The 16,321-nt window shown below is 49.5% G+C and carries 15 protein-coding genes; 12 read left to right on the top strand and 3 right to left on the bottom strand.

Going from position 1 to position 16,321, the window contains the following annotated elements; genetic code table 11:
* Positions 1-30: 30 nt before the first annotated feature.
* From HFE64_09840 to HFE64_09830, 3 genes are read right to left on the bottom strand one after another with little or no spacing between them, the layout of a single operon-like run.
* A complete protein-coding gene (locus HFE64_09840; GenBank protein MCI8633763.1) occupies positions 31-936 on the bottom strand; it encodes an alpha/beta hydrolase in 906 nt (301 codons plus the stop codon).
* Positions 937-958: 22 nt separating this feature from the next.
* Positions 959-2,857 carry a molecular chaperone HtpG gene (gene htpG / locus HFE64_09835; protein MCI8633762.1) on the bottom strand — a complete coding sequence of 633 codons (1,899 nt, stop codon included), beginning with the start codon at positions 2,855-2,857 and terminating at the stop codon, positions 959-961.
* A 50-nt stretch (positions 2,858-2,907) separates the two neighbouring features.
* Positions 2,908-3,420 (bottom strand): hypothetical protein, encoded by a 513-nt coding sequence (locus tag HFE64_09830; protein ID MCI8633761.1) that lies wholly within the window; start codon positions 3,418-3,420, stop codon positions 2,908-2,910.
* An 804-nt stretch (positions 3,421-4,224) separates the two neighbouring features.
* Between HFE64_09830 and HFE64_09825 the strand changes: the two genes are divergently transcribed.
* From HFE64_09825 to HFE64_09770, 12 genes are all read left to right on the top strand, one after another.
* On the top strand, positions 4,225-5,505 hold the full coding sequence (locus tag HFE64_09825) for a GNAT family N-acetyltransferase (GenBank protein MCI8633760.1): 1,281 nt from the start codon (positions 4,225-4,227) through the stop codon (positions 5,503-5,505).
* 342 nt (positions 5,506-5,847) lie between these two features.
* Positions 5,848-10,104 (top strand): 2-hydroxyacyl-CoA dehydratase, encoded by a 4,257-nt coding sequence (locus HFE64_09820; GenBank protein MCI8633759.1) that lies wholly within the window; start codon positions 5,848-5,850, stop codon positions 10,102-10,104.
* Positions 10,105-10,184: 80 nt separating this feature from the next.
* Positions 10,185-10,385, top strand: coding sequence for a hypothetical protein (locus tag HFE64_09815; protein MCI8633758.1), 201 nt, complete (start codon positions 10,185-10,187; stop codon positions 10,383-10,385).
* 101 nt (positions 10,386-10,486) lie between these two features.
* On the top strand, positions 10,487-11,146 hold the full coding sequence (locus tag HFE64_09810; GenBank protein ID MCI8633757.1) for an HAD family phosphatase: 660 nt from the start codon (positions 10,487-10,489) through the stop codon (positions 11,144-11,146).
* A gap of 137 nt (positions 11,147-11,283) precedes the next feature.
* On the top strand, positions 11,284-12,219 hold the full coding sequence (spoIIIAA, locus tag HFE64_09805; protein ID MCI8633756.1) for a stage III sporulation protein AA: 936 nt from the start codon (positions 11,284-11,286) through the stop codon (positions 12,217-12,219).
* Entirely contained in the window at positions 12,206-12,721 is a 516-nt protein-coding gene (locus HFE64_09800) for a hypothetical protein (GenBank protein ID MCI8633755.1), read from the top strand. The genes spoIIIAA and HFE64_09800 overlap by 14 nt, the downstream gene beginning before the upstream one ends.
* A complete protein-coding gene (gene spoIIIAC, locus HFE64_09795; GenBank protein ID MCI8633754.1) occupies positions 12,721-12,915 on the top strand; it encodes a stage III sporulation protein AC in 195 nt (64 codons plus the stop codon). The genes HFE64_09800 and spoIIIAC overlap by 1 nt, the downstream gene beginning before the upstream one ends.
* Positions 12,916-12,926: 11 nt before the next feature.
* Entirely contained in the window at positions 12,927-13,313 is a 387-nt protein-coding gene (locus HFE64_09790; GenBank protein MCI8633753.1) for a hypothetical protein, read from the top strand.
* A complete protein-coding gene (locus HFE64_09785; protein ID MCI8633752.1) occupies positions 13,310-14,464 on the top strand; it encodes a hypothetical protein in 1,155 nt (384 codons plus the stop codon). The genes HFE64_09790 and HFE64_09785 overlap by 4 nt, the downstream gene beginning before the upstream one ends.
* 12 nt (positions 14,465-14,476) lie before the next feature.
* Positions 14,477-14,998, top strand: coding sequence for a stage III sporulation protein AF (locus HFE64_09780; GenBank protein MCI8633751.1), 522 nt, complete (start codon positions 14,477-14,479; stop codon positions 14,996-14,998).
* Positions 14,995-15,555, top strand: a complete 561-nt coding sequence (locus HFE64_09775) for a hypothetical protein (protein MCI8633750.1) — start codon at positions 14,995-14,997, stop codon at positions 15,553-15,555. The genes HFE64_09780 and HFE64_09775 overlap by 4 nt, the downstream gene beginning before the upstream one ends.
* 21 nt (positions 15,556-15,576) lie before the next feature.
* Positions 15,577-16,272, top strand: a complete 696-nt coding sequence (locus HFE64_09770) for a SpoIIIAH-like family protein (protein ID MCI8633749.1) — start codon at positions 15,577-15,579, stop codon at positions 16,270-16,272.
* Positions 16,273-16,321 lie beyond the last annotated feature (49 nt).

Below are 16,321 nucleotides of genomic sequence, written 5' to 3'. Positions count from 1 at the left end.
CTGCTTTTACAGCCTTTTGTTTCAGATGCGTCAAAGATATTTTTCAATAAACATATCAACGGTGTGCCAATAGAGGGCAGGGGCGACCTCGTTGGAATTTGCATGCACGGCGCCCTCGATGACCAGCAGCTCTTTTTCCGTGCTGCTGCAGGCATCATACAGCTGCTGCTGCATGGAGAAGGGAACGAAATCATCCTTGGCTCCATGGATAAACAGCATGGGGACGGTTGCTTTGGCAACAGCCTTGATGGGAGCGGCTTCTTTGAAAGAGTAGTGATGTTTGCATTTGACCATAAGATTGGTCAGAGTTAGTACCGGGAAGGCCGGCAGATGATAAAGGGTGCGCATGTTATGGCGGCACTGCTCCCAGGCGGAGGTATATCCGCAATCCTCGATGATGCATTTGACATTGTCCGGCAAAAATTCACCAGAGGCGAGCATGACGGTTGCAGCGCCCATAGAAATGCCCAGCAGTAAAATCTGTGCCTGCGGGTCATGTTCACGAATGAGATCAATATAGCCTAAAATATCATAATGATCATGATATCCAAAGCCGACATAGGAACCTTCGCTCAGGCCATGACCGCGCAGATCGGGCATGAGAACATGGTATCCTTTCTCAAGAAAATGAAGCGCATGAGCGGCCATACGGTAGGCCGTATCATGATAGCCGTGAACGAGCAAAGCGTACCGATGGCTTTCCGGCTGGCCGGAAAAGAAATGGGCCTTTAGCTGCAAGCCGTCAAAGGAGGTGAAGCCCCAACTCTCTTCGGTATATTGGGAGCAAAGCTGATCAGCCGCAGCCTGCAGCTCAGGGCGCAGAGCGGAGGGCTGAGCGCGCCGGATGAAATTGCGGTAGAAAAAGAGTCCGCCGATAAAGGTTGCCGCAGAGCCCAGCGCGAGGGGGGCCAGGGCGAGCTTGGATTTTTTCTTCATATTTTCACATTACCCTTCTGATTTAGATAAGATCCTGCAAAAGCTCCTGAGAGCGGGTTAAAAAGGCCGTGAGTGCTTCTGCCGATAGCGGCGCATGGCTGAGTCTGGCCAGATCATAGATCTGATGCGCCAGTGCAGCTGCCTTTTCTTCTTTAGGATGATCTAAGATATAGGCGACTAAAGCATTATGCATATTGAGCACAAGTGTTTCATCAGCCTGCGCCGGCATGGCGCCCAGGCCCATAGCGCCGTACATTTTCATCATTTCCTGCATGCGGCGTGCTTCCTCTGTCATTTCGATGATGGCGGATACCTTTTCATCGCGCAGGCTTTCGAGGCGGATCTTAAGCTGATCTGCCCCCAGTAGCTCGCGAAATAGTTTCTCAGCGGCTTCCTGATCTTTTTCGGCGACGGCAGTATCTTTATCCTTTAAAACCTCGTTTAGATCAGCATCTACGCGCAGGAAATGCAAATCCTGATTTTTAGATTCTAATAGAGAAATAAAGGGAGAATCGATGGCCGTGCCCAGTTCAACAGCGTCCATCTCCTGCGCCTTCAGAAGCTGCAGATACTGCGCCTGCTGGCGGGCATCCGTGGTGTAAAATACCTTGTTTTCATGCTTTTCCTTGGCCGCTTCCAGATATTCGCTCAGTGTGATATATTTATTTTCGTTGATCGAGCGGTAAATAATGCTGTCCTTTACGCGGTCATAAAACTTTTCATTGCGCAGGCATCCGTATTTGATAAAAGGATGGATATCTGACCAGTATTTTTCGTAATTTTCACGATCCTTTGTGTAAAGCTGGCACAGCTTGTCAGCAACCTTCTTGGTGATATACTCGGAGATCTTGCGCACATAACCGTCGTTTTGCAGGAAGCTTCGGGAGACATTCAGCGGAATATCGGGGCAGTCAATAGCGCCCTTTAATAAAAGCAAAAATTCAGGGATGATCTCCTTCACATTATCCGCCACGAATACCTGATTGCAGTATAGCTTCACCTGCCCCTCGGCCGATTCAAATTCATTGCCCAGCTTGGGAAAATATAAAATTCCTTTTAAATTGAAGGGATAATCCATGTTCAGATGGATCCAGAAGAGGGGCTCCTTAAAGTCCATGAATACCTTGCGGTAGAAGTCTTTATATTCGTCATCCGTACAGTCTTTGGGATTCTTGAGCCACAGCGGAGATGTCTCATTGATGGGCTTTGGCGCTTCCTGAGCCGCATCGTCAGAGGAGGAAGCCTCGCCTTGCTTTTCGGCTTTGCCGGTATCATCGGCTTTGCTGTTGTCTTCTGCAGAGGTCAAATATACAGGAACAGCCATGAAAGAGCAGTATTTGCCGGCAATGGTCTGCATCTCGTACTTTTGCAGATATTTTTCGCCGTCTTCGTTGACATGCAGGATGATATCGGTGCCGCGGGCCGTGCGGCTGCCGGCTGTCATTTCGAAGGTGGAGCCGCCGTCGCAGGTCCAGCATACGGCTTCGGCGCCTTCCTGATAGGAGAGCGTCTGGATTTCGACCAGCGAGGAGACCATGAAGGCGGAATAGAAGCCAAGGCCGAAGTGGCCGATGATGGGATCCTCGGAGCTGTCTTTGTATTTTTCCATAAACTCGGCTGCGCCGGAAAAAGCGATCTGGTTAATGTACTTTTTGACTTCGTCCGCAGTCATACCGATTCCGTTATCGGAGATCGTGATGGTTTTCTGCTCGGGGTCAAGGTGGATGTGAACCTCATAGGCAGCACCGTCAGTGACGGCTTCACCGAGGGAGGCAAGATGCTTAAACTTTTGAATGGCGTCGACAGCATTGGAGACGAGCTCGCGGATAAAAATATCCTGATCGGAATAGAGCCATTTTTTAATAATGGGGAATAGATTTTCACTGTTGATGGAAAGAGTTCCTTTTTCTTCTAAAGACATATGATCCTCCGTTCTGCGCATACTGCGCGGATGTGTAGTTGAATAAATATTTATAATAGCATAACGCCGTGCGCTTTGAAGTACGTAGGGATTTTTTCGTCCCACAGGCGCTCGGGCGTTTTGTCCATGGTGAAGGATTTGGCGGCCAGGCCGGTGACAAGCATGAGTGTACCGCTGGATTGGGCTTTATTAGGAGCGGCTGTCAGCTCTGGATGAGTGGCCGTGTCAAAGCGAATGTTGAGCAGAAAGGCTTCGATGAAGTCGCGGGCAATATCGGGTACGCGGGCGGGGGAGATGGCCAGCGTAATGTTCATATAGCTGGGGGTATGCCCGCCTTGGATGAGGGCCCGGATTTTGGGCTGAATTTCGTCCCAGAGCAAATAAGGAGAAGGATGCTTTTGTTTCTCTTCTTCCGTCCAGTAGTCTGCGTTGAGATTGCCATCGATTTGAATGCGGCTGATCAGGCCGAGTTCAGCGCTTCGCAGCTGCCAGCCATAAAAAAGCGGCCCCTGCAGCAGCCCGGCCATGAAGGGCTTGATTTCTGGTACAGAAAATGCTTTCATAGAAATCCTTTCTTACAGTTTTTTAGTCTGTCGTATATCAAAAGTTCAGCTCGTCCCTCGCTGAACTTGGAAAGACGAAACCGGAGTTTGCTGCAAAGCAGCAAACTCGCAAGGCGGCTCAGGGGCTTGAATAGCCTAAATTGCCTTGCCGCCTTTATTATACCATGACGAAACCGGAGTTTGGCGTTTTACGCCAAACTCATAGCGCAGCACAAATGCTTGAATAGCCAAAATATATCTAGCTGCGCTTATTATACAAAGACGATATCGGAGTTTGACGCTTTGCGTCAAACTCATAGCGCAGCACAAATGCTTGAATAGCCAAAATATATCTAGCTGCGCTTATTATACCATAGTGGGATTCTTTTTCAAGATTGTTCATAAAAAGTTAATCTGAAGTCATAGGAAGAAGTGGGCCAGGGCTTCAGCTGCAAATCGAAAAAAATCGAAAATAGCTGAAAAAATTCCACCGAGCTTGGCGGAAAAACAAAATATGGTGGAAAAAACTCAGCTATAAAAAAAGAACAATAATCTATGGCTGAAAATTGTCAGCCATGGCAGAGGACGAATAGGTTACTGGAGGAAAAAATTCAGTCAAATTCAAAAAAAGATAAAGTGAAGCGCAGCAAAGGAAGGATTTTACAGCATCCGCTAGCAGTTCGTCCCCTTCGTTCCACGGTGTCCATCTCCTTTGCAGCGCTCGACAGTCCCCCTCCCACCTCCTTTCTTGCTATTATACTTTAAAGGATTTGCTATACAGGGAAATCAGTGCTATACTATCTAAAATTTGTGGAGGAAAGCAGCATGTATACGATTAGAAAAGTGAATTCATATGAGGTCAAAGCAGCCCTGGCTTTAGTATTAGAGGTATTTATGCAGTTTGAAGCGCCAGAGTATAAGCCGGAGGGGGTCGCCGCCTTTAAGCGGGACATCATTGAAAATGAGAACCTCATTCAGAACTATCAAAAGGGCATATGCCCCTTGTATGGAGCATTTGATCAGGAACAGATCGTTGGCGTCATGGGCATGCGCGAAGGAAAAACGCATATCAACTTAGCCTTTGTGAAAAAGGAGTATCAAAGCCAAGGCATTGGAAAGGCTCTTTTTCAGTATGTACTGCAGGAGCTTGCCAAAGAGCAGACAGCACCGGAAGAAATTACGCTGAATGCCTCTCCTTATGGAAAGGGATTTTATCTGCATCTTGGCTTTCAGGCAGTATCGGAGGAGCAGGAGATAGATGGCATTCGGTTTACTCCGATGAAATATCAGATTCACTATGATAAAAACGATGATGAATCCAGTATTGTAAAGGCAAACTATGATGCAGCGCCGGAAAAAGAATGGGAGAGGCTGGAGGGCTTTCATTTTGAGTTTGAGATCACGAAGCATAAAATGCAGCCCTATCTTCAAAAAGGAAGCGTGCTGGATATCGGAGGCGGTCCGGGACGCTATAGCATCTATCTTGCGCAGCAGGGATATGATGTGACGCTAGTGGATCTAAGCAGCGGCAATGTAGCGCTGGCTAAGAAAAAAGCACAGGAGCATGGCGTGACAATTAAGGCCTATCAATGCGATGCAAGAGATTTAAGCAGCTTAAAGCTGGGAGAATTTGATAATGTACTGCTTATGGGCCCCTTATATCATCTTTTTGCCAGAGAAGACCGGGCCCGGTGCGTGCAAGAGGCGAAAAAGCATTTAAAAAAAGGCGGCTCTCTCTTTGCGTCGTTTATTTCAATTGCAGCCGGCCTCAATTATTATTTAGACGAATGCCCAGAGGAGCTGATCCATGAGCCGGCTATGGACCTGTTTGACCGCATGGAGGCAGATGAGACATGGTCAGGGACGGCCTTTACAGAGGCTACCTTTATCAATAATTGTGAGATTGAGCCCTTTTTTGAAGAGCTGGGATTTCAGAAACAGGCATTGTTTGGTCAGGAGGGGATCACCGGTACAAGACTTTCGATGCTTGAGCAGGAAAGCGAAGAGGTTAGAAATTTATATTTAAATCTATCGCTTCGCCTGTGTGAGAATCCGCAATATTTTTGCTACAGCTCCCATATGATGTATATTGGAAAGCAGCAATAAAAGATACTAGCGCGGCTTTATTCATACATTTTTTACATTTCAGCCAAATATTACCGATTGACAAAGCGTTTTATGAGACTTAAAATATATGAATATGTAATTAAATAGGAAAGCATTGCTATGATATAGATTGCAAAAGCAACATAGTAAAATGAAGATATAGGACGACCGCAAGAATCCCGTAGGGATTTCTTGCCAAGTTCAGCGAAGAATGAGCTGAACTTTTGGTTAAAGGCGGCAAGGCAGTTTTAGGCTACTCAAGTCCCTGAGCCGCCTTACGAGTTTGACGCAAAGCGCCAAACTCCAGTATCGTCATGGTATAAAGAGAAAGGAAGGTCTCAGATGGTCTATCGGGTTGGACTGGACATAGGGTCTACGACAGTTAAGATTGCTGTTTTGGATGAAAATGACTACTTGGTTTATCAAGAATATCAGCGTCATTTTGCCAACATTAAAGAAACGATTGCAGAAGTAATTGCCAGAGCGCATGAGCATGCGCTCAAAGGGCAACAGGTTAAAATACATGTGACCGGTTCCGGAGGGCTCTCCGTAGCCAAGTGGTTAAGCATTCCGTTTGTACAGGAGGTGATCGCCTCCACCAAAACCGTAGAAATGCTGATTCCACAGACGGATGTGGTCATTGAGCTAGGCGGAGAAGACGCTAAAATTACATATTTTGACGGATCCATCGAGCAAAGAATGAACGGCACCTGTGCTGGCGGAACAGGCGCTTTTATCGACCAGATGGCAGGTCTTCTGATGACGGATGCAGCCGGGCTCAATGCACTGGCTGAGCATTCTACAACGCTCTATCCCATTGCCGCGCGCTGCGGCGTATTTGCCAAAACAGACATCCAGCCGCTGATCAACGAAGGAGCGCCCAAAGAGGATATTGCCGCCTCCATTTTTCAGGCCGTCGTCAATCAGACCATCGCCGGCCTTGCCTGCGGCAAGCCGATTCGCGGAAACGTAGCCTTTTTAGGCGGACCGCTGTTTTTCCTGCCGCAGCTGCGCCGGCGGTTTGTAGAAACGCTGCATCTCACGCCGGAGCAGACGATTGTGCCCGAAAACTCCCAGCTTTTTGTGGCCATGGGGGCCGCCTATACGGCGGAAGATGGCGAAGTCCGGAGCTTTGATGACATCTATCAGGCTGCGCAAAAGCTGCAGGGGGTTATCACCAAGGAAATTCAGAGACTAGAGCCTCTGTTCAAAGATCAAGAGGAGTATCAGGCCTTTCAGGAGCGGCATGGCCGTGATCAAGTAAAAAGGGCAGAGCTGACCGGCTATGAGGGGCCGGTATATCTGGGAATTGATGCAGGCTCTACCACAACGAAAGCAGTATTGATGGATGATGAATGCCAGCTTCTATATACTTTTTATGGCAGCAATGAAGGCAGTCCTATAGAGAAAACGCGTGAGATTTTAGCGGATATTTATCAAAAGCTTCCGGAAAAGGCATACATTGCAGGCTCCGTATCAACTGGCTATGGAGAGAAGCTGCTCGAAACCGCGTATCATGTGGATATCGGAGAGATTGAAACCATGGCTCATTATAAGGCCGCCGAGTATTTTCTTCCGGGTGTGGAGTTTATTTTGGACATCGGCGGGCAGGATATGAAATGTATCCGCATTCAAGACGGAGTGATTCAGGATATTCTGCTTAACGAGGCCTGCTCCTCCGGATGTGGTTCCTTTTTAGAGAATTTCGCGCATTCTCTGAAAATGCCCATTGAAGAATTTGCGAAAGAAGCGATTGATGCCAAGGAGCCGGTGGATCTGGGCTCCCGCTGCACAGTATTTATGAATAGCCGCGTAAAACAGGCGCAGAAAGAGGGCGCCTCCGTGGGCGATATCTCGGCCGGACTTTCCTATTCGGTCATCAAAAATGCGCTGCAGAAGGTGATTAAAATTCGTGATTATAATACCATGGGAGAAAAGGTCATCGTGCAGGGCGGAACCTTTTACAATGATGCCGTGCTGATGGCCTTTGAAAAGATCACCGGTAAGCAGGTAGTGCGTCCTGATATTGCCGGCATTATGGGCGCATACGGCGCTGCGCTGATTGCAAAGGAAAGATTAGGGCGGGGGCACCGCAGTCAGGTGCTGGGACCTCAGGAGCTGGCCGCTTTTCAGTATGAGACCTCGCAGCAGCGCTGCGGACGCTGCGCCAATAACTGCCTGCTCACCATCAACGTATTTAACGGCGACCGGCTGGTGTCCGGAAACCGCTGCGAGCGAGGGGTAGGACTGCCGCAGAGTGATACAGAAAAAAATCTCAATATCTATAAATTCAAATATTCTCGTTTGTTTGCTCATTATAAACCACTGCCGGAGACAGAAGCGCCCATGGGCGTGGTCGGGATTCCGAGAGCCTTAAATCAATACGAAAACTATCCGTTTTGGTTTACATTTTTTACGCAGCTTGGCTTCTCAGTCCGCCTAACGCCGCGCACGACCAAGCAGACCTTTGAAGCCGGCATGGAAACCATTCCCTCAGAATCCGTATGCTATCCGGCCAAGCTGGTGCATGGCCATATCATGCAGCTCGTTAAGCAAAAAACGCCGTTCATCTTCTATCCCTGCATTCCCTATGAGAGAGTGCTGAAGGAGGGAACGGATAATCATTATAACTGTCCGATCGTGACTTCTTATCCCGAAACCATTAAAAATAATGTGGAGGCGTTGGAGGAGAGCGGCATCACATTTATGAATCCATTCCTGAATTTAAACGACAGCGTCAGCATGAAGCAGGAGCTTTATCAGGCGTTATCAGCAAAATTTCTGATCAGCAGGGACAAAGTGGATCAGGCGGTCGATGCGGCGTATGCCGAGCTGGAGGCCTACCGCAGAGAGGTACAGGCCAAGGGCGAGGAGATCCTGAAGGTGATGCGCGAAAAAGGAATGCACGGTATTGTGCTGGCAGGGCGTCCGTACCATGTGGACCCGGAGATCAATCACGGCCTAGAGAAGATCATTACAGAGCTTGGGATGGCCGTGCTCTCGGAGGACAGCGTAGCTCACCTTTCGCAGCTGAAACGGCCGCTCCGTGTGCTGGATCAGTGGAGCTATCATTCCCGGCTCTATGATGCGGCCGAGTTCGTGGGCAGTCAGCCGGATCTGGAGCTGGTGCAGCTGGTTTCCTTTGGCTGCGGCGTCGACGCCGTAACAGCCGATCAGGTTATGGAAATTTTACATAGTCATGATAAAAGCTATACGCTGATTAAGATTGACGAGGGCAGCAATCTGGGTGCGATCCGCATCCGCCTGCGGTCCCTGAAGGCCTCTGTGGAAGAGAAGGAGCGCAAAAACGGCGGTCAGCCGGTGTGCCCGGCCCCGCAGCCCTATGCATTTGACAAAGTGATGTTTACGGAAGAGATGAAGCGGGATTACACCATCTTGGTGCCGCAGATGGCACCCATTCACTTCCGGCTGTTAAAGCATGCCTTTGAAAAATCAGGTTACCGGGTAGAGATCCTGCCCACAGTCGATCATCAGGCTGTCGAGGAAGGCCTGAAGTATATCAATAATGACGCCTGCTACCCCACGATTTTGGTAGCCGGGCAGATGATGGCTGCTCTCAAAAGCGGCAAATATGATGTGAATAAGGTAGCGCTCGCCATTACGCAGACGGGCGGCGGCTGCCGCGCCTCTAACTATGTAGGCTTTATCCGAAAGGCGCTGCAGGATGCCGGCATGGGGCAGATCCCGGTGATTGCCCTCAGCGCAAGCGGCATTGAGAAGCATCCCGGGTTCAAGATCACGCCCATGCTGCTGCACCGCGTCATGGTAGCGATCGTATACGGCGACGTTCTCATGCGTCTGTTGTACCGCCAGCGTCCATACGAGGTTACACCCGGCAGCGCCGATGCGCTTTATGAGAAATGGCATGCGCGCGCAGCGCGAAATGTTCAAAATGGAAGCCTTCCCGAATTTCACCGCAATGTGAGGGGCATGGTAAAGGAATTTGCAGAGCTCCCCATCCGTGACGAAAAGAAGCCGCGTGTCGGCATCGTGGGAGAGATCCTGGTTAAGTATCATCCCACCGGCAATAATGAGCTGGTAAAGGTGCTGGAAAACGAGGGGGCGGAGGTCTTTGTGCCAGATCTGATGGACTTTCTTTTGTATTGCTCCTTTGACAGCTTTTTCAAGGTAGAGCATCTCGGATTTAAAAAATCCGAACGATGGATCAATAAAATCGTGATCGGCGTACTGGAGCGGTATCGTAATTATGCGGTTAAGGTGCTCAGTCAGTATAAACGATTTGGAGCGCCAGATCCAATTGAGCATAAAGCACAGTATGTAGACGGAATTATGTCAATCGGAAACCAGACAGGAGAGGGCTGGTTGCTGACAGCGGAAATGGTAGAGCTTATGGATCATGGGATCAATAATATCGTCTGCGTGCAGCCATTTGCCTGCCTGCCCAATCATATTGTGGCTAAATCCATGATCAAGCCTATTCGCAAGCGGTATCCGATGGCTAACATAGCAGCAGTGGATTATGATCCGGGTGCTTCTGAGGTCAATCAGCTCAACCGGATCAAGCTCATGCTGGCAGTGGCCTTTAAAAATATGGAAGAATCTTCCAGTATAGATTGAGATCAATTTCATTATACTAAGCTCTGTAACTACCATCTGCAAAAGCAGATCAGAGATTTCAACACAGGAGGCTTTCTATAATGGAAAAGAATCAGAACAAGAATCGTAATCAGAACAGAAATGAGAACGAGAATCAGAACCGTCAGAACAATCAGAATCAAAATCAGAACCGTCAGAACAACCAGAATCAGAACCAGAACCGCCAGAACAACCAGAACCGCAATGAAAATCGCAATGAGAACCGCAAGGAGAATGAAAACGAGAACCGTTTCCAGATCTAAAGCGAGATTTTTAAGCGAAGACCATTGCAAAATGGCAGAAAAGAAGGTATCCTCAGGATACCTTCTTTTTTATTTTCATGAAGACAGCAGAAAGGAAAAAAATGAATACAGGATTAATAGATGCCTCCTTTCAAGGTGCAATTTTTGATCAGGACGGCACTTTAGTAGATTCTATGGGCGTCTGGCGGCGTATCGATGAGATTTTTTTAAAACGCCGCGGCATTATCATGGATGAAATCTATCATCAAACGGTTAAAACTGCGCCCTATGCCGTAGCGGCTCAGTATACGCTAGAGCGCTATGGATTAACAGAAACAGCAGAAGAGATTATGCGCGAATGGGATGCCATGGCGCTGGAGGAGTATCAGAAGCGGGTACCGTGTAAAAAAGGAGCCGCCGCTTATCTGAAAAAATTAAAAGAGCAGGGCGTTAAGATTGCGCTGGCTACCCTATCGCCCTGGCTGCTTTCAGAAGCCGTACTAAGGGCCAATGGCATCTATGAATATTTTGATGTATTTACAGATGTTTCACAGGTCAGCCGCAGCAAGGAAGAGCCGGATCTCTATCTGCTGGCGGCAGAAAAGCTGAGGCTTGCACCGGGAGAGTGCGTTGTCTTTGAGGATGTGCTGCCCGGAATTTTATCAGCTAAGAGAGCCGGCTTTAGGGTGTGTGCCGTCAGGGATCATACCTCCCGTGAGGAAGAGGTCAGGATCCGACAGGCCGCTGACTGGTACATAGAGGATTTTCAAATTTATAAATAGAAGAAAGCCTTCAAAGTCATGAATGTCATGAATGACTTTGGGGGCTTCTTTCTTTTTATCATATTCTCCCGCCTGTCCACATAGTATGAACTAGTTAGCAAGCGCAGAGTAAACAGGATGCAAAAGGAGGAAGCTGTATGACAGATATTGTACGTTTATTTTGCCTGCCGGTTGCGGAAGCGGTGAGTCAGGTGCTAAGGCAGGAAGGCGAGAGGGTGCAGGAGATCAGGATCCGCGCAGGGAAGCCGCTGGCGGTGAGCATTTCAGGAAAAAACTGGTTTGTATCTCCCAAGGGAGAGAAGCTGCAGGCGCCGGAGCACGCATTATGTGTCGGCTGGGAAATGGTGCTGAAATGTCTGGAGCTGATCAGCGGCAGCTCATTATATGCCTTTGAAAATGAAATCAAAAACGGATATATCACCGTAGAAGGCGGTCACCGAATTGGAATGACGGGCAAGGCACAGGTGCGAAACGGTCAGATTCAGGGAATTCATCCAATTACGGGCTTCAATGTCCGCATTGCGCATGAGGTTAAGGGGTGCGCAGAAAAATTGCTTCCGTATGTGGCGCAAAACGGGAGGCTGCTGCATACGCTCCTTATTTCGCCGCCTGGCGGCGGAAAAACGACGATGCTGCGCGATCTGATCCGGCTTGCATCGGACGAGCTGGGACTTAGCGTGGCGGTGGCAGATGAGCGCTCGGAGATTGGAGGAAGCTTTCGTGGCGTGCCGCAGTGCGATATAGGAAACTGCACGGATGTCCTGGATGGAGCGCCTAAAAGTGAGGGAATGCTGATGCTGCTGCGCAGTATGAATCCGCAGGTGATTGCGGTGGATGAGCTGGGCGCACTGCAGGAGCTGGAGGCGGTGGAGACCATTATGAATGCCGGGGTGCGGCTGCTCTGTACGGCGCATAGCGCGAATTTGGAGGAGCTGAGAAGAAAGCCTGGGTTTGCGGAGCTGATCCGCAAAGGGAGCTTTGAGCGGGTGGTGGTCCTGAGCGGCAGGAGGGGACCGGGCACGGTTGAAGGGATCTATCAGGCAGCGGAGGGGGCAGGCTATGCAGTGGTTTAAATGGATTGGCATGATCCTGATGGGGCTATCTGTGGGGAGCGTTGGTTTTTGGCTGGCGTATCGAATGGAAAAGAGACTGCAGGAGTATCGGAGCCTGCAAAAGATTTTAATGCTGCTTTCTAGTCGGATGCGGATCGGAGAAAATTTTGGAGAGGCGGCCCAAAGCTGTATCGAGGCAGGCGCCGGAGAGTGGGAGCCTTGGCTGAGGAAAGTGCAGGAGGGGCTGCAGGCGCAAAAGCCGCTGTCGGAGATTTGGCCGCAGGCCTTGGAGAGGTCAAAGGCAGAGCTGCATCTGGACAAAGAGGATTATAAAATGCTGGAAGGGCTTGGGAAAAGCATGCAGGGAGCGGGGCTGGAAAGCTGTCTGGGACAGATCAGTCAGATTCAGGATTACTTTCATGCGCAGCAAACGATGCTGGAGCAGGCCATTCAGGAGCAGGGGCGGCTGTACCGTACCATTGGTGTTCTGGCCGGGATTTTGGTGATGGTGGTGCTAATGTAATGGATATTCAGATTGTATTTAAAATTGCAGCGGTAGGCATTTTGGTTGCCGTGGTGGGACAGGTTCTGCAAAGGGCCGGCAGAGATGATATGGCCATGCTGACAACACTTGCGGGGCTGATTGTGGTGCTTTTCTGGGTTATTGAATATATTAGCGAGCTTTTTAATACCATTCGATCTTTATTTGATTTATAAGGATTTACGCGATGGAAGTATTGAAGATAACGGTGCTGGGAGTGATCGGAGCCATTCTTGTGATTACGCTGCAGCAGCAAAAAAAGGAGATCGCGCTTCTTTTAGCCATTGCCGTAGGCATCTGCATGCTGATGGAAAGCAGCAGAGGGCTTTCTCAGCTGCTTTCCGGCCTGCAGGAGCTGGCAGGAAAAGCAGGACTTTCAGGAAGGCAGATGAAACTGCTGTTTAAACTGCTTCTCAGCAGCTACGTGATTGAATTTGGCAGTGAAATCTGCAAGGATGCCGGACAGCAGGCGCTGGCGGCTAAAATTCAGCTGGGAGGAAGACTGATCATGGCGACAATGGCGCTTCCGGTTTTTACTTCTCTCATAGAACTGATTGCGGAGCTACTAGGATGAAAAATACGAAAAAGAGATGGATATGGAGGGCTGTACTGATTGTGCTGCTGAGCTTATGGCAGCCCATAGAGGTAGGAGCTGAGACAGATGTGGATCCTTCTTATTTAGATTTTGGTGAGGTCGATGAGATTATACAGGAGGCAGAGGGACAGCAGACGCTGCAGGAGCAAACGGGCAGCCGCAGCATCGGAGAGCTTCTTTCTTCGCTGATCAAGGGTGAGACATCTGTTTCCTGGTCGGACTGGGTTAATGCCTTTGGCGTTTCTCTGTGGGGCAATGTGCAGGAATATATGGGCTTGATGCTGCAGGTGATTGCCTTAGCACTGTTAGGGCAGATCTTTAATACATTGGAGCTTCATTTTGGAGACGGCGCAGTAGGGGAAATTGGCTTTTTAGCTGTGTATGGCTGCCTGATTTGGCTGCTTGTACAAAGCTTTCAAATTGCATACCGAGAAGCAAGTGGGCTGATTGAGCATGTAAGGGATCTAAGCCTCTATATGCTGCCGGCTATGGCAGCGGTTGCCGTGGCAAGCGGATATGGGATCAGCAGCATTTTGCAGAGTGAAATGATGACAAGCGGGTTTAGCGTGATTCTGACGGTGATGAAAAACGGCTTTGCCGTATGCATTGTCTGGGTGACGATTTTGGAGCTTGTCAATTTTATGAGCAAAAGAGCCATTCTTTCACAGCTTACATCGCTGGTGAGGACGATATTAGAAAAAGGAATGAAAGCCATTACCGCTCTTTATTTATTTTTAATGGGGATCTTTGGCTTTGTGATGCCTTCGGTGGATAAAACGGTGTATAAGGCATCTTCAGCAGTGATGGCATCTGTGCCCGTGGTGGGCTCTGCCATGTCAGGCGCGATGGATTCGGTGCTGGCAGGAAGCATGCTGATTAAAAATGGCATCGGTGCAGCCGGCTGCATTGCTCTTTTATGTATATGTCTGATTCCGGTGGCAAAGCTAACGGCAATCTGGCTGATCTACCGTATTATGGCAGCCTTTTTATCGCCGGTTGCTGATCCGAGAATCATTCAGGTGCTTTCTGCTATGGGGCGCAGCACCGCTATGCTGCTGGGACTATTGGTCAGCAGCGTTGTCATTTTTACGGGCGCAGTGGGGATTTTCGTGATGACGACGGGACAATAGGGAGAAGAGAGTATGAATATATTATCCGAGTATGTGCTGCGTGTAGGAACGCTTTTAATTTTTTCTGTGCTGCTGGAAAGCATGATGCCATCAGGAGCCGTGAGAAAATATGTTAAGCTGGTGCTCAGTCTGCTATTTGTTTTTGTGCTGGTCCAGCCGGTTATCGAATGGACACAGGACGGGGTTGATTTGGAAACGCTGACACTAGGAGAGGTGCAGGGGGAGGCCGCGCCGCAAAGCCGCTATGAGGAGCAGGCAGAGGCTATGCTGCAGGGCGCCTATGAAGAGGCGCTTACGCGGCAGGGGCTGCCGGCAGAGCTTCAGGAGCAGTATACTTTGATGCAAATACAGGTGAAGGATGAGGGCAGCATCAAGATCACACTGAGCAGGGAAAAGGAGGTAGGAGGTCTTTTAGACCGCAGTCTTGATCTGGGTCAGATTGGAGCAGCTGATGAAGAGGAAGAGAAGATCCGGCAAAGTCTTTGTCAGTATTGGGGAATTGAGGAGGAAAGGCTGGAGATGAGGCTGAGATGAACTGGAAGGAATGGATCAGCAAAAAGGAAGGAAAGAAGGATTGGTTCTCGGTTGTCTTTCCGTTTCTGCTTGGATTAGGAGTCATATTTTTAGTTTTTTCGAATACCCATATATCAAAGCAAGAGGAGGCCGATCAAACGCAGGAAAGCGCAGAGGCAGCTGAAATAAAGGCTACATATGAAGAACAGCTGACCAGACGTTTGGAGGATGCCCTTTCTCATATCAAAGGCGCAGGCAGGGTACGGGTGATGCTGACTTTGGCAGACGGCGGAGAGGCGTATGTGCTGCAGGACAGCGAGTACACCCGTTCGGAAACGGAGGACATGAACGTTTCCGGCCAGGGCCGGCGTATGGTGGAGGAGCAGCATCAAACGGAAACAGTGCGGGATGCGGCGCAGCAGCCCTTTATTCTAAGGGAGGAAGCCCCTAAGGTCCGGGGGATTCTGATTATGGCGGAGGGGGCTGACAGCAGCGTTGTACAGCAGGAGCTTTTGCAGGCTACGCAGGCCCTTCTGGGAATATCGGCTCAAAGGGTGCATATTGCATCGTATCAATAAGGTAAGCAGGGAGGAAATGAAATGCATAGTGTAAGGAAAAATCAGATTGTGGTGGTGCTCTTGGTTGTGATGATTGTGGTAGCCGGTTATTTGAATTACCGTACGCAGGACGAAGCACAGCTGGCGCAGAATAATCAATCAGAGGCGGTTACCGGGGAGACGGAGACATCGGAACCGGCGGATTCGGATGTGACGGCTGAGGGGGTGATTGTGCCGCAGGAGAACCAGGAGGCACAGGCTGAGGAATCGCAGCCGGAGACAGCAGAAACAGCAGAAACAGCTGGGACAGCGGAAACAGCGGGAAATGAAGAGGCCAGAACGCCCGGAGAGGCGATCATGGTGGAGAGCGATGCCGTCGTGCCGGAATATTTTGCAGAAGCCAAGGTAGAGCGGGAAAATGCTCGGGCTAAAAGCCAGGATATGCTGTATCAGCTGATGGCGCAGGCAGATACGCCGGATGAAGAGAAATCGGAAGCGGCGCAGAAGATTCTGGAGCTGCAGAAGCGAATTGAAAATGAAGCGGCTGCCGAAGCGATGATCAAGGCGAAGGGCTTTGATGAGGTGTATGTGCGCATTTATGACGACTGTGTGGATGTGATTGTTGACCGTGAGGAAATTACGCAGCAGGAGGCAGCGCAGATTCAGGACATCTTAACAAGGATTACGGGGCTTGGCGCTGACAAAATCCGCATCAGTCTATTGAAGATCGGCGGCTAAGAGGCTGGGTAGTCCGCTCCTTAAAAAAGTGTTTGCATTTAATAGGAAA

Source organism: Lachnospiraceae bacterium (assembly GCA_022794035.1).
GTDB lineage: Bacteria > Bacillota > Clostridia > Lachnospirales > Bianqueaceae > CALWPV01.
This window is presented reverse-complemented; position numbering and strand designations above follow the sequence as displayed.

Coding starts and splice junctions, on each gene's coding strand:
- HFE64_09840 (MCI8633763.1), bottom strand. CDS start 936: ATGAAGAAAAAATCCAAGCTCGCCCTGGCCCCCCTCGCGCTGGGCTCT.
- htpG (MCI8633762.1), bottom strand. CDS start 2,857: ATGTCTTTAGAAGAAAAAGGAACTCTTTCCATCAACAGTGAAAATCTA.
- HFE64_09830 (MCI8633761.1), bottom strand. CDS start 3,420: ATGAAAGCATTTTCTGTACCAGAAATCAAGCCCTTCATGGCCGGGCTG.
- HFE64_09825 (MCI8633760.1), top strand. CDS start 4,225: ATGTATACGATTAGAAAAGTGAATTCATATGAGGTCAAAGCAGCCCTG.
- HFE64_09820 (MCI8633759.1), top strand. CDS start 5,848: ATGGTCTATCGGGTTGGACTGGACATAGGGTCTACGACAGTTAAGATT.
- HFE64_09815 (MCI8633758.1), top strand. CDS start 10,185: ATGGAAAAGAATCAGAACAAGAATCGTAATCAGAACAGAAATGAGAAC.
- HFE64_09810 (MCI8633757.1), top strand. CDS start 10,487: ATGAATACAGGATTAATAGATGCCTCCTTTCAAGGTGCAATTTTTGAT.
- spoIIIAA (MCI8633756.1), top strand. CDS start 11,284: ATGACAGATATTGTACGTTTATTTTGCCTGCCGGTTGCGGAAGCGGTG.
- HFE64_09800 (MCI8633755.1), top strand. CDS start 12,206: ATGCAGTGGTTTAAATGGATTGGCATGATCCTGATGGGGCTATCTGTG.
- spoIIIAC (MCI8633754.1), top strand. CDS start 12,721: ATGGATATTCAGATTGTATTTAAAATTGCAGCGGTAGGCATTTTGGTT.
- HFE64_09790 (MCI8633753.1), top strand. CDS start 12,927: ATGGAAGTATTGAAGATAACGGTGCTGGGAGTGATCGGAGCCATTCTT.
- HFE64_09785 (MCI8633752.1), top strand. CDS start 13,310: ATGAAAAATACGAAAAAGAGATGGATATGGAGGGCTGTACTGATTGTG.
- HFE64_09780 (MCI8633751.1), top strand. CDS start 14,477: ATGAATATATTATCCGAGTATGTGCTGCGTGTAGGAACGCTTTTAATT.
- HFE64_09775 (MCI8633750.1), top strand. CDS start 14,995: ATGAACTGGAAGGAATGGATCAGCAAAAAGGAAGGAAAGAAGGATTGG.
- HFE64_09770 (MCI8633749.1), top strand. CDS start 15,577: ATGCATAGTGTAAGGAAAAATCAGATTGTGGTGGTGCTCTTGGTTGTG.